The sequence below is a fragment of the Stenotrophomonas sp. TWI809 genome, from assembly GCF_039673205.1.
Lineage (GTDB): Bacteria > Pseudomonadota > Gammaproteobacteria > Xanthomonadales > Xanthomonadaceae > Stenotrophomonas.
Genome location: NZ_JBDJLE010000014.1, coordinates 96,037 through 108,940, shown reverse-complemented (window position 1 = coordinate 108,940; position 12,904 = coordinate 96,037). Strand labels below are relative to the sequence as shown.

Here is a 12,904-nt window from a genome sequence, read left to right as displayed (position 1 = left end):
GGGGTCTGGGTGATGGTGAGATGGGGCCCGCGGTTTGCGCAGCAAAACGTGGGGCGACAGCGCGAATGCGGTGGCGCGTCCACGCGTGCCGACCAACGGTCGGCACTACCGAATGCGTCTGGAGGGGAGCCCCCTGAGTCAGGGGGCGGCGCCGAAGGCGCGGGGGTCTGGGTGATGGTGAGAAGGGGCCCGCGGTTTGCGCAGCAAAACGTGGGGCGACAGCGCGAATGCGGTGGCGCGTCCCCCGACAGGCTAAACTGTTGGTCTTTCTGCCTTTTAACTGCGACCGCGCATCATGTCCGAGTCTACCGCCGCCCCCACCGACGCCCTTCCGGAAACCCAGGAAAAACGGGATTTCATCCGTCAGATCGTCCGCGAGGACCTGGCCGCCGGCAAGCATGCCGCGATCAAGACGCGCTTCCCGCCCGAGCCCAACGGCTACCTGCACATCGGCCACGCCAAGTCGATCTGCCTGAACTTCGGCATCGCCGGTGAGTTCAACGGCGTGTGCAACCTGCGCTTCGACGACACCAACCCGGCCAAGGAAGATCCGGAGTACGTGGCCGCGATCCAGGACGATGTGCGCTGGCTGGGCTTTGAGTGGAACGAGCTGCGCCATGCCTCGGATTACTTCGATGCCTATTACCTGGCCGCGCAGAAGCTGATCACCGATGGCAAGGCCTATGTGTGCGACCTGTCGGCCGAGGAAGTGCGCGCCTACCGCGGCACCCTGACCGAGCCGGGCCGCCCGTCGCCGTTCCGCGAGCGCAGCGTCGAAGAAAACCTGGATCTGTTCCGCCGCATGCGCGCGGGCGAGTTCCCGGATGGTGCACGTACCCTGCGCGCCAAGATCGACATGGCCAGCGGCAACATCAACCTGCGCGACCCGGCGCTGTACCGGATCAAGCACGTCGAGCACCAGAACACCGGCACTGCGTGGCCGATCTACCCGATGTACGACTTCGCGCATGCGCTGGGCGATTCCATCGAAGGCATCACCCATTCGCTGTGCACGCTGGAGTTCGAAGACCACCGCCCGCTGTACGACTGGTGCGTGGACAACGTCGATTTCGCCCACCACGATGCGCTGACCCAGCCGCTGGTCGATCGCGGCCTGCCGCGTGAAGCCGCCAAGCCGCGCCAGATCGAATTCTCGCGGTTGAACATCAACTACACGGTGATGAGCAAGCGCAAGCTGATGGCGCTGGTCACCGAGCAGCTGGTGGACGGCTGGGAAGATCCGCGCATGCCGACCCTGCAGGGCCTGCGTCGTCGTGGCTATACCCCGGCCGCGATGCGCCTGTTCGCCGAGCGCGTGGGCATCAGCAAGCAGAACTCGCTGATCGATTTCAGCGTGCTCGAAGGCGCGCTGCGCGAAGACCTCGACAGTGCCGCCGCGCGCCGCATGGCGGTGGTGGATCCGGTCAAGCTGGTGCTGACCAACCTGCCCGACGGTCACGAAGAAACCCTGACTTTCTCCAATCACCCCAAGGACGAGGCGTTCGGGACCCGCGAGGTGCCGTTCGCACGCGAACTGTGGATCGAACGCGAGGACTTCGCCGAAATCCCGCCCAAGGGCTGGAAGCGCCTGGTGCCGGGCGGCGAAGTGCGCCTGCGCGGGGCCGGCATCATCCGCTGCGATGAGGTCATCAAGGACGCCGAGGGCACCATCACCGAGCTGCGTGGCTGGCTGGACCCGGAATCGCGCCCGGGCATGGAAGGCGCCAACCGCAAGGTCAAGGGCACCATCCATTGGGTCAGCGCCGTGCACGCGGTACCGGCCGAGATCCGCCTGTACGACCGCCTGTTCTCGGTGGCCAACCCGGACGATGAGTCCGAGGGCAAGACCTACCGCGATTACCTCAACCCGGACTCGCGCCGCACCGTTACCGGCTATGTCGAACCGGCCGCGGCCACCGCTGCGCCGGAACAGTCGTTCCAGTTCGAGCGGACCGGCTATTTCGTCGCCGATCGCCGCGATCACACCGCAGCCACGCCGGTGTTCAACCGCAGCGTGACCCTGCGCGATACCTGGTCGGCGTAAGCTGGCTGTGGCCGGTGCCGGGCACCGGCCGCCTGATGTCACCTGCGCGACCCTGCCATGGCAGGGCCTGCGCTCCAGCTCCCCTGCGACCGGCGCAGCCCTGCGCCGGCGTGCGCGTGGCCGCGTTCAGCGCGGGCACGGCGTCCCTACGCGCGGCCCGATACACTGCCGCTGCTCCATCTTTGAAGAGGTTCATGTCCCGATGCTGTACGCGCAAGTCCATCTCACCCTGCCCGCCTGGATCCACGACCAGATCGATCTGGGCCGTGTCTATCCCGAGGATGCCGACAAGGTCGCGCTGGCGATCGAACTGTCGCGCCTGAATGTCGAGGCGCAGACCGGTGGCCCCTTCGGCGCCGTGGTGTTTGGGCCGGACCATCGTGTGATCGCCGCCGGCGTGAACCGCGTGGTCCCGCATACGACCTCGCTGGCGCATGCCGAGAACATGGCCTACATGCTGGCCCAGCAGCGCCTGCAGACCCCGCGCCTGAACGATGTGCTGTCGCCGATCACCCTGGCGACCTCCTCCCAGCCGTGCTGCCAGTGCTACGGCGCCACCATCTGGGCCGGTATCGATCGGCTGCTGATCGGTGCCAGCGCACAGGACGTGGAAGAACTCACCCCGTTCGACGAGGGTCCGCTGCCGGCGGACTGGATCGGCGAACTCAACAAACGTGGCATCGAGGTCGTGCGCGACATCGAGCGCGACGCCGCGCGCGCGGTCCTGCGCCAGTACGGAGAGATCAACGGTGCCCATTACTGATATCCGCGCTTCAGGCGCGATGCGATGAGCGGCCTGCTGTGTCTGTGCCGCCAGGGCTTTGAACCGGAACTGGCCGCCGAGCTCTCCGAGCGGGCGGCGTATGCCAACGTGGCCGGCTATGCGCGCACCCAGCGCAATGACGGCTACGTGGTGTTCGTCACCGAGGAGGGCGCGGCGCTGTCCAAGGCCTTGTCCTGGCGTTCGCTGATCTTCGCCCGGCAGAAACTGCAGGTGCTGGCCGAGCTGCCGCAGCTCGATGCCGCCGACCGCATCACCCCGATCATTGCCGCGCTTCAGGGGCAGCAACGCTTCGGCGACATGTGGGTCGAGCATCCGGACTCGGACGAAGGCAAGCCGCTGGCTGGGCTGGCCCGCGCGTTCGGCAACGCACTGCGCCCGGCGCTGCGCAAGGCCGGCCTGCTGACCGACAAGCCGAACACCGGCCTGCCGCGCCTGCACATCGTGTTCGTCGATGGTCGTCATGCGTTTGTGTGCGTGGCCGATACCCGCGACAGCGCGCCGTGGCCGCTGGGCATCCCGCGCCTGAAGCTGCTGCCCGATGCGCCTTCGCGCTCGGCGCTGAAGCTGGATGAAGCCCTGCTCACCCTGATGACGCCGGACGAGCGCGAGCTGCTGGTCAAGCCGGGCATGCGCGCGGCCGATCTGGGCGCTGCACCGGGTGGCTGGACGTGGGTGTTGACCCGCCAGCACGTGAAGGTGATCAGCGTGGACAACGGCCCGTTGCGCGAGCACGTGCTGGAGACCGGCCTGGTGGAGCACCTGCGCGCCGACGGCTTCCACTGGCAGCCGGAGACCCCGCTGGACTGGATGGTCTGCGACATGGTCGAACAGCCGCGCCGCGTGGCCGAGCGCATGGCCACCTGGTTCCGCGAGGGCTGGTGCAAGCATGCGATCTTCAACCTCAAGCTGCCGATGAAAAAGCGCTGGGATGAAACCCGCCTGTGTCTGGAGCTGTTCCAGGAACAGGCCGGCAAACCGCTGCACCTGCGCGCCAAGCAGCTGTATCACGACCGCGAAGAAATCACGGTGCTGGCTTCGCCGCTGCGCTGACCCAGGCGCAGCACCGGTAGCGCCGGGCCATGCCCGGCTGGCCGCGCAACGCGCGACAATGATCGAAGCACGCGCCGGGTACCCGGCGCCCCACGTCATGTACGGAGTTTCCATGCGACGCCGATCCCGCCTCACCCTGCTGCTGTCCCTGGTGTCCCTGGTGTCCCTGCTGCCCACGCTCGCGCTGGCCCAGGTCCACACCCCATCGCCAGCCGTCAGCGAACCGCTGCGCGAGGTGCCGGCCAGCGTGCGCGCGCAGCCGCTCTCGCAGGGTGAGGTGACCCATCAGGTGACGCTGGCCGCACCGGCCGGCGAAGCCGCGGTGACGGTGCGTTCGGTGCAGCCGGTGAGCGTGGTGGGACAGTACCGCATCGCGTTCGCGGCGCTGGATGTCGACGGCGACGGCTTCATCAGCCGCGCCGAGGCGCAGGCCAACCCGACGCTGGCCGATGAATTCAACGCGCTGGACGTGAAGCGGCGCGGCACGCTGGACCGCGCCGATCTGGCCGGCTGGCTGATCGACTGAGCGCGCCGCTCACCCCCCCGCCGCGCGCTTCCAGAACATCGATACCAGCGGCGGCAGCTTGCCGGCGCAGCCCAGCGCGCGACCGCGCGCCAGGGTCAGGTGCATCTCATCATTGGAGAACACCGTGTTGATCGCATCGAAGCTGTACGCAGCGACGGTGTTCTCACTGCGGCGTTCGCGTGCCCAGCGCTGCAGGCGGTGCGGTGACATCCACTCCTGGCGGCGCTGCTGTGCCGCCAGCACCATCGTCCGCAGCGCGGCGACATCGCGCAGGCCGAGATTGACACCCTGCCCGGCCAACGGATGCACCACATGCGCCGCATCACCGAGCGCGAGCACGCGGCCGGCGACGTAGCCGGTCGCCAACTGGCGGCGCAGCGGGAAGGCCGCGCGCTTGGAGGCCAGGGTCATCGCCCCCAGCCGCCCGGCAAAGGCATGGGTGAGCTCACGGCCGAAGGCGGCCTCGTCGAGTGCCAGCACGCGCTCGGCCTCGGCCTCGGGCAGCGTCCACACGATCGAACTGCGCTGCGCGCTGATCGGCAGGACCGCCAGCGGGCCGGTCACCAGGAAGCGCTGCCACGCGGTGGCTTCATTGTTTTTTTCGGTATCCACGTAGGCAACCACGCCACGCTGGCCGTAATCCTGGCGGGTCACCTCCAGCCCGGCCAGACGGCGCAGGGTGGATTCGGCCCCGTCGGCGGCGACCGCGAGCGAGGCGTCGAGCCGACGGCCGTCGTCCAGGCGCAGGCGCACCCCGTTGGCGTCCTGCTCGAGTGCTTCCACCCGCGCCGGGCAGCACAGCTGCACGCCGGCCCCCGGCAGCGCCGCCCACAGGCGGTCCACCAGCAGATCGTTCTCGACGATCCAGCCCAGTTGTTCGCGGCCGAGCGTATCGGCGTCGAAGCGCAGTTCGCCGCCGCCGGCCGCATCCCAGACCCGCATGCGGCGGTAGGCACAGGCACGCGCGGCGGTCACCGCCGGCCACACGCCGAGCGCGGCCAGCAGCTGGGCGTTGTCCGGCGCGAACGCATACACGCGCAGATCCGGTTGCTGCGGTTGCCAGGCGGCGGGCTCGCGGCCTTCCACCAACGTCACCGACAACCCGGCATCGGCCAAGGCCAAGGCACAGGCCGCGCCGACCACACCGCCACCGACCACCACCACGTCCTGCGGACGCCGGCTCACAGGCCCGCTCCGCGGCACAGCGCCGGCACCTGGCCGCGGAAGCCCATCGCGCCACCGACCAGCATCGACTGCATCGGCGTGGCCTGTGCCGCCAGCAACCCGAGCGAACGCAGCGGCCGCATCAGCGGTGCCGGGTTGCTGGTCAGGCGTGCCAGCCCGCCGGAGAAGGCGATGGTCTGCTCGCGGTCTTCCAGACGTCGTGCCACGTGTTCGCGCAGCAGTGCATCGCTGCCGGCATCGTCGGCCTCGGCGACCAGTTCGGCCAGGGTCAGCGCATCGCGCAGGCCCAGGTTGAAGCCCTGTGCGCCCAGCGGATGGATGGTCTGCGCGGCATTGCCAAGCAGGACGGCACGCTCGCCGACCAACGCGCGCGACAGCACCTGGATCAACGGATATGCGCTGCGCGGCCCGCTCTCCAGCAACCGGCCGGCACGCCAGCCGATCGCACCCTGCAGGCGGCTCACCCACGCCGCATCGTCCAGCGCCATCACCGCCTCGGCCTGCTCGCGGGCAACGCCGTGCACCGCACCGAAGTGACGGTCGCCACGCGGCAGCAACGCGGTCGGGCCGCTGTCGGTGAAGCGCTCGTACGCGGTGCCATCCGGCGCACGTGCGGCACGCACCCGCGACACGAACAGGGTCTGTTGGAAATCATGTTCGTCCACGCCGATGCCCAGCGCGTCGCGCACGCCACTGCGGGTCCCGTCTGCCCCGACCACCAGCCTGGCCAGCAGGCAGCGCTCGCCGCGGTCTTCGGCAATGAACACCTGGCGGTAGCCGTCCACCGTGGCGCCCAGGCGCACGAACCGGGCCGGACGATAGCGGGTCAGGTGGGTCAGCGTCTCCAGCCGCGCCTCCAGCGCCTGGCCAAAATCGCGCGCCACGACCACCTGGCCGAACCACGGGCGCTGGTACTGCGCGGCCTCCATCTGCACCCGGCCGAAATCGCCGGCACGGCTGACATGGATACGGGTGATCGCGCCCGGCGCAGCGGCCAGCGTCTGCATCACGCCCAGCGCGGTCAGCGCGTTGACGGTGGCCGCAGCAAAGCTGAGGTTGCGCTGGTCGAAGACCGCCGGCAGCGTGCCCAGCGGCGACGCCTCGACCAGGCCGACATCGCGGCCGGCACGGTCCAGGGCGATGGCCAGGCTGGCACCGACCAGCCCGCCGCCTACGATCACTACATCATGTCGTTCACTCATGCCCGCCATGATAAGGGTTCGTCCGTTCCGGCGGCGTGCGGCGGCCTGCCGCAGCAGGCGCTAGAATGAATGCCTGCCCTCACCCGTCACCGCCATGACCTCCACTGCCCAACCCGCCTTTGTCCTGTCCGTGCTCGTGCTGCTGATGGCGGCGACCCGGGTCAATCATTTCGCGGCGATTCCGGATGCCTCCTGGGCGGTGTTCTTCATCGGCGGCTTCTACCTGCGCCAGTGGACCCGCTGGGCGTTCCCGCTGCTGATGGCGCTGGCGGTAGTGGTCGACTGGATCGTGATCCGCCGCAGCGGCCTGGATTTCTGGCAGCACTACTGCGTCTCGCCGGGCTACTGGATGCTGCTGCCGGCGTACTTCGCGATGTGGGGCGGTGGCATGCTGCTGCGCGGCGGCTATCACGGCGCCCACTGGGCCGCGCTGGGCAAGGGCGCGCTGTTGCTGGTCGCGGCGGTGGCGGTCTGTCATCTGTTCGCCCAGGGCGGCTTCTACTGGACCAGTGACAGCGTGGCCGCCCCCACCCTCGGTGGCTGGGCGAAGAACTACAGCGACTGGTTCCTGCCCTACCTGCGCACCGCCGCGGTCTACGTCGGCCTGGCCGCCGCCCTGCAGCTGGCGACCGAACAGGTTGGCAAGCTGCTGCAGGCGCGCCGCGACGTGCTGCACTGAGCGCGGCCGGGCTCGCCGATGGGTAACCGCCTTTCCCGTATCTATACGCGCACCGGTGACGATGGCAGTACCGGGCTGGGCGATGGCAGCCGCGTGGCCAAGGACGACGCCCGCGTCGCCGCCTACGGCACCGTCGATGAGGCCAACTCGGCGCTCGGGGTGCTGCTCGCGGCACCGCTGCCCGACGACATCCGCGCGCTGCTGACGGTGATCCAGCACCAGCTGTTCGATCTGGGCGGCGAGCTGTGCATCCCCGGCCATGCCGCCATCCACGCCGCCGACATCGAGGCGCTGGAGCTGCAGTTGGACCACTACAACGCCGATCTGCCGGTGTTGAAGGAGTTCATCCTGCCGGCCGGTGGCGAAGCGGCGGCGCGCTGCCATCTGGCCCGCACCATCGTGCGCCGCGCCGAGCGCGAGACGGTCACGCTGGCGCGCCGCGAGACGGTCCGCCCGGAAGCACTGCACTACCTCAACCGCCTGTCGGACCTGCTGTTCGTGCTCGCGCGCGTGCTGGCCCGCGCCGACGGCCACGGCGAGGTGCTCTGGCGCCACGAGCGCCGCCACGCCTGAGCGGCCCTGCCGCCCCACCCGGATATCCTGCCCGCATGCTGGTTTTCACCCACCCCGCCTGTCTGCAACACGATCCCGGCCGCGGCCACCCCGAATGCCCGGCGCGCCTGCAGGGGGTGCTCGATGCGCTCAAGACGGCCTATCCGGACCAGCTGGACTGGCGGGAGGCGCCGCCGGCCAAGCTCGGCGAGCTGGCCCGGGTCCATGACAGCGAACTGATCGACCTGGTCCTCAAGCCGCAGACCGAGCCGCTGCGCCTGATCGACATGGACACCATGACCTCGCCCGGCTCGGCCAGTGCGGCCCTGCATGCGGCCGGTGCCGGCGTGGCGGCGGTCGATGCGGTGATGCTCGGCCAGGACCCGGTCGCGTTCTGCGCGGTGCGCCCGCCGGGCCACCATGCCAGCGCCAACACGGCGATGGGCTTCTGCCTGTTCAACAACATCGCCATCGCCGCGGCCTACGCCCGCGACCGCTATGGACTGGAACGGATCGCCATCGTCGATTTCGACGTGCACCACGGCAACGGCACCCAGGACATCTTCATCGCCGATCCCGGGGTGGCCTACTACAGCACCCACCAGGCCGGTCTGTTCCCCAATTCCGGCCTCCGCCGCGACCGCGGGGCCGGCAATCTGATGAACATCCTTCTGCCCCCGGGCAGTGGCGGCTTCCGCTTCCGCAACACCTGGGCCGACGAAATGCTGCCGGCCATTGATGATTTCCGCCCGCAGCTGCTGCTGATCTCGGCCGGCTTCGATGCGCACATGCGCGACCCGCAGGCCGACCTGATGCTGGAAACGGAGGATTTCGCCTGGATCACCGCCGAGCTGCGCGGGCTCGCCCGCCGCCACGGCGCCGGGCGGATCGTGTCGATGCTCGAGGGCGGATACGACCTGCAGGCCTTGGCCGAGTGCAGCGTGGCCCACGTCGGCCAGCTGCGCTGAACCGCGCGGACCGGGCCTTGGAATGAACCCGGCCCCCTGCGTGGGCGGGACCTTCATTGCCCCTATGCAAGGGATGGGGCAAGCTACGATCCGTTTTCGCCCGAATCCGATACCGCGTGCGCCGAGCCCTCCGCCTGCTGCCCCTCCCCCTCAGTATCGCCATCTGCCTGCCGGCCCTGGCCGACGACAAGCCGGTGAACTGGGGCCTGTGCCCGGTGACCGACGTGCTGCCCGTGTTCGACGATGCGCCCAAGGCTGACAAAGCCGCGGCCGCGACGCGTGACCAGCAGCCGACGGACATCGAAGGCGACCAACTGACCGGTACCTCCGTGGTACCCAACTACCAGGGCAATGTCGCGCTCAAGCGCGGCGACCAGTTCCTGGGCACCGACAACCTGAGCTTCGACACCGAAAGCGGCAACTACATCGCCGAGGGCAACGTCCGCTATCAGGACTCCTCGATCCGGATGAAGGCCAAGCGCGCCGAAGGCAATCAGGAAAGCGACACCCACAAAATCTCCGACATCCAGTACCAACTGGTGTCCCGCCGGGGCAACGGTGGCGCCGAATCGATCGATCTGCAGGGCGCGGTGGGCCAGATGCACCGCTCCACCTACACCACCTGCGATCCCTCGCAGCCGGTGTGGAAGCTCTCGGCACCGCAGATCGAGGTCGATAACGACGCCGGCTTCGGTACCGCGCGCAATGCCGTGCTGCGCATCGGCAAGGTTCCGGTGTTGTGGGCGCCGTACTTCAAGTTCCCGATCGATGACCGCCGCCAGACCGGCCTGCTTTACCCGCAGGTGGGGCTGTCCGGCCGCAACGGCTTCGACTACACCCAGCCGATCTATCTGAACCTGGCGCCGAACTTCGACGACACCCTGATGCCGCGCTACATGAGCAAGCGCGGTTTCATGCTCGACAACGAATTCCGCTATCTCTACGACGGCGGCCGCGGCGAGCTGCTGACCGCCTACCTGCCCAACGACAAGCTGCGCGACAAGGATCGCGGCCGCGTGGAGTTCAGCGGGTACCACAACATCAACGCCAACTGGCAGGCCCGTGCGAGCCTGGCCTGGGTCAGCGACGAGCGCTATCTGGAGGATTTCTCCAACCGGCTGCTCGGCGTGACCACCTCCAACCTGCAGAGCCAGATCGGCATCTACGGCACCGGTGAGAACTGGACCGGCGGCCTGATGGCCGACTATTGGCAGCTCACCGATTACACCCTGACCGAATCGTCCCTGCCGTACGCGCGCCAGCCGCGCCTGTTCGTCAACTGGGACAAGCCGCTGCTGCCGTGGCTGGAAACCGGCGTGTATGCCGAAGCGGTGAACTTCACGCACCTGGACGTGCACGAGAAGTTCGGCGCGGACCAGGAATACGAGCGCACCGGTGTGTCACGCAGCATGGACGGCGGCTCGCGACTGGATGTGAAACCGTATGTCTCGATGCCGTTCAGCGGCGCGGCCTGGTACGTCACCCCGACCCTGGCCTACCGCTACACCGGGTACGATTTGGAACGCGGGTTGGCCGATGACATCCGTCGGCAGAATCTGATCGCCGCCGGCATCGACCCGGCTACCGCGACCCCCGACCAATTGCGCGGCAACACCTCGCCGAGCCGCAGCCTGCCGATCGGCACCATCGACGCGGGCCTGTTCTTCGATCGGGAAACCACCATCGGCGACACGCGCTTCCTGCACACGCTGGAACCGCGCCTGTTCTATCTGCGTACGCCCTACCGCGACCAGAGCGACCTGCCGGTGTTCGATACGCGTGACTTCACCTTCAGCTGGGGCCAGCTGTTCCGCGACTCGCGCTACTCCGGCGCCGATCGCCAGAACGACGCCAACCAGCTGACCATGGCGGTGAGCACCCGCTTCATCGACCAGGACACCGGCAAGGAGCGCTTCTCGGGCAGCATCGGCCAGATCCTGTACTTCGATGATTCCCGGGTCACGCTCAACAGCAGTGAAACGCCGGTCGAGCAGGGCAAGTCGGCCTGGATCGCCGATACGAACTACATGATCAACGACCGCTGGACCTTGGGTGCCACCTATCAGTGGGATCCCAAGTACAAGCGTGAGGATCTGGCCAGCGTACGCGCGCGCTACCTCATGTCCAACGACGGCATCGTCAACCTGACCTACCGCAGCCGCTTGAATCCACAGGCCTCGACCACGGCGACCCGCCGCGACCGGACGCTGCTGGAGCAGGCCGACCTGTCCTTCCTCTACCCGCTCAACGAGCGCTGGAGCCTGGTCGGACGCTATTACTACTCCATCCAGGACCGCGCCCCGCTGGAAATCATCGGTGGCGTGCAGTGGGACAGCTGCTGTCTGGCCGTTCGCGCCATCGCCCGCCGCTACGTGCGCAATCGCGAGGGTGAACTGAACAACTCCTTCCAGATCGAGTTCGTGCTCAAGGGCCTGAGCTCCATCGGCCAGAACACGGACCGCACCTTGCGCCGTGCTATTCTCGGGTACTACCGAGACGACCTCTATCTGGTGCCGCCCAGCAACACCGGTGCAGCCCGCGACGACTACGATCCGAATCAGATCCCATGACCAAGACCCTTCCCGTACTCCTCGCCTCCCTGCTGGCGGTCTCCTCCGCGACGGCCCCGTTGCAGGTGCTGGCCCAGCAGAGTCAGCCGCTGGACCGCATCGCGGCGATCGTCGATGAGGACGTCGTGCTGCAGAGCGAACTGGACCGCGCCGTCCAGAACATCAAGGCCCAGTACGCCGGTCGTGAAAACCAGCTGCCGCCTGATGACGTGCTCAGCCGCCAGGTGCTCGAGCGTCTGGTACTGGTGAAGCTGCAGGTGGCGCGTGCCGAGAGCAGCGGCATCAAGGTCAGCGATCAGGAACTGAACCAGGCCATCAACGCCATCGCCCAGCAGAACGGTTCCACCCTGGATGCCCTGCGCCAGCGTCTGGCCAGCGATGGCCTGGATTTCAACGATTTCCGCAATTCGGTGCGTGACGAGATCACCGTCCAGCGCCTGCGCCAGAGCTTCGCGCAGAGCCGCATCACCGTCAGCGAAGGCGAAGTGGATGGCGCGCTCAAGCAGCAGGCCACCGTGGGCACCCAGTACCACCTGGCCCACATCCTGATCGGCCTGCCGGAAGGCGCCACCGCCGAGCAGATCACCACCGGCCAGAAGAAGGCCGATGGCGTCAAGGCGCTGCTGGACAAGGGCGAGCTCGACTTCAACGCGGCCGCCGTCCGTTATTCGGACAGTCCCAACGCGCTGGAAGGCGGCGACCTGGGCTGGCGTTCGCTGGATGAAATCCCGAATGCCTTCGCGCAGATGATGAAAGAGATGAAGTCCGGCGACGTGGTCGGCCCGCTGCGTGGCCCCAGTGGTTTCCAGCTGCTGAAGCTGGTCGAGGTGCGTGATGCCAGCGCGGCCGCTGACGGCGGTCACACCATCACCGAGTACCACGCCCGTCATATCCTGGTCCGCATCACCGACCAGCAGGACAATGCCGCGGCCAAGGCCAAGATCGACACGCTGCGTGCCCGCATCGCCGGCGGCGCCGAGTTCGATGCAGTGGCCAAGGAATCCTCGGAAGACAACAACAGCAAGGGCCAGGGCGGCGATCTGGGTTGGTTCCCGGCCGATGCCTTCGGCCCGGACTTCGGCAAGCAGGTTGAAGGCATCACCGACGGCGGCGTGAGCCAGCCGTTCCGTACCGATGCCGGCTGGCACATCGTCCAGCGCGTCGCCACGCGCCAGACCGATGCCACCACCGACAACCAGCGCGCCCAGATCCGTGAAACGATCGGCCGCCGCAAGCTGGAGGAAGAGTACAACCGCTTCCTGCAGGAACTGCGTGGCGAAGCCTACGTGGATATGCGCGGTTATGCCCCGGGTGCCGCGGCGACCACGCCGCCGCAGTCCTGAT

11 protein-coding genes are annotated in these 12,904 nt (G+C 68.0%); 9 read left to right on the top strand and 2 right to left on the bottom strand.

Annotated features, from left to right (window positions below; genetic code table 11):
• Window positions 1–295 precede the first annotated feature (295 nt).
• The 4 genes from ABE472_RS12245 (at window position 296) to ABE472_RS12230 (ending at window position 4,404) form a co-directional block, all read left to right on the top strand.
• Window positions 296–2,044 carry a glutamine--tRNA ligase/YqeY domain fusion protein gene (locus ABE472_RS12245; RefSeq protein WP_346466289.1) on the top strand — a complete coding sequence of 583 codons (1,749 nt, stop codon included), beginning with the start codon at window positions 296–298 and terminating at the stop codon, window positions 2,042–2,044.
• Between the two features lie 202 nt (window positions 2,045–2,246).
• The gene (locus ABE472_RS12240) at window positions 2,247–2,807 is read left to right on the top strand and encodes a nucleoside deaminase (RefSeq protein WP_123728403.1); all 561 of its coding nucleotides are present in this window, start codon (window positions 2,247–2,249) and stop codon (window positions 2,805–2,807) included.
• A gap of 24 nt (window positions 2,808–2,831) precedes the next feature.
• The gene (gene rlmM / locus ABE472_RS12235) at window positions 2,832–3,878 is read left to right on the top strand and encodes a 23S rRNA (cytidine(2498)-2'-O)-methyltransferase RlmM (RefSeq protein WP_313210104.1); all 1,047 of its coding nucleotides are present in this window, start codon (window positions 2,832–2,834) and stop codon (window positions 3,876–3,878) included.
• A gap of 112 nt (window positions 3,879–3,990) precedes the next feature.
• Window positions 3,991–4,404, top strand: a complete 414-nt coding sequence (locus ABE472_RS12230) for an EF-hand domain-containing protein (RefSeq protein WP_346466288.1) — start codon at window positions 3,991–3,993, stop codon at window positions 4,402–4,404.
• 9 nt (window positions 4,405–4,413) lie between these two features.
• Here ABE472_RS12230 and ABE472_RS12225 read toward each other — a convergent pair whose 3' ends face one another.
• Together ABE472_RS12225 and ubiH are read right to left on the bottom strand one after the other, a co-directional pair.
• A complete protein-coding gene (locus ABE472_RS12225) occupies window positions 4,414–5,589 on the bottom strand; it encodes a UbiH/UbiF family hydroxylase (RefSeq protein ID WP_313219952.1) in 1,176 nt (391 codons plus the stop codon).
• Window positions 5,586–6,791 carry a 2-octaprenyl-6-methoxyphenyl hydroxylase gene (ubiH, locus tag ABE472_RS12220; protein ID WP_346466287.1) on the bottom strand — a complete coding sequence of 402 codons (1,206 nt, stop codon included), beginning with the start codon at window positions 6,789–6,791 and terminating at the stop codon, window positions 5,586–5,588. The genes ABE472_RS12225 and ubiH overlap by 4 nt, the downstream gene beginning before the upstream one ends.
• A gap of 94 nt (window positions 6,792–6,885) precedes the next feature.
• Here ubiH and ABE472_RS12215 point away from each other — a divergent pair, with 94 nt between their 5' ends.
• From ABE472_RS12215 to ABE472_RS12195, 5 genes are all read left to right on the top strand, one after another.
• Entirely contained in the window at window positions 6,886–7,470 is a 585-nt protein-coding gene (locus ABE472_RS12215) for a hypothetical protein (RefSeq protein WP_346466286.1), read from the top strand.
• Between the two features lie 18 nt (window positions 7,471–7,488).
• Window positions 7,489–8,043 (top strand): cob(I)yrinic acid a,c-diamide adenosyltransferase, encoded by a 555-nt coding sequence (locus ABE472_RS12210; protein ID WP_313210114.1) that lies wholly within the window; start codon window positions 7,489–7,491, stop codon window positions 8,041–8,043.
• A 35-nt stretch (window positions 8,044–8,078) separates the two neighbouring features.
• The gene (locus ABE472_RS12205; protein WP_313219954.1) at window positions 8,079–8,990 is read left to right on the top strand and encodes a histone deacetylase family protein; all 912 of its coding nucleotides are present in this window, start codon (window positions 8,079–8,081) and stop codon (window positions 8,988–8,990) included.
• Between the two features lie 116 nt (window positions 8,991–9,106).
• Window positions 9,107–11,560 (top strand): LPS-assembly protein LptD, encoded by a 2,454-nt coding sequence (lptD, locus tag ABE472_RS12200; RefSeq protein ID WP_346466285.1) that lies wholly within the window; start codon window positions 9,107–9,109, stop codon window positions 11,558–11,560.
• Window positions 11,557–12,903 carry a peptidylprolyl isomerase gene (locus ABE472_RS12195; protein ID WP_313210120.1) on the top strand — a complete coding sequence of 449 codons (1,347 nt, stop codon included), beginning with the start codon at window positions 11,557–11,559 and terminating at the stop codon, window positions 12,901–12,903. Before lptD ends, ABE472_RS12195 begins: the two co-directional genes overlap by 4 nt.
• Window position 12,904 lies beyond the last annotated feature (1 nt).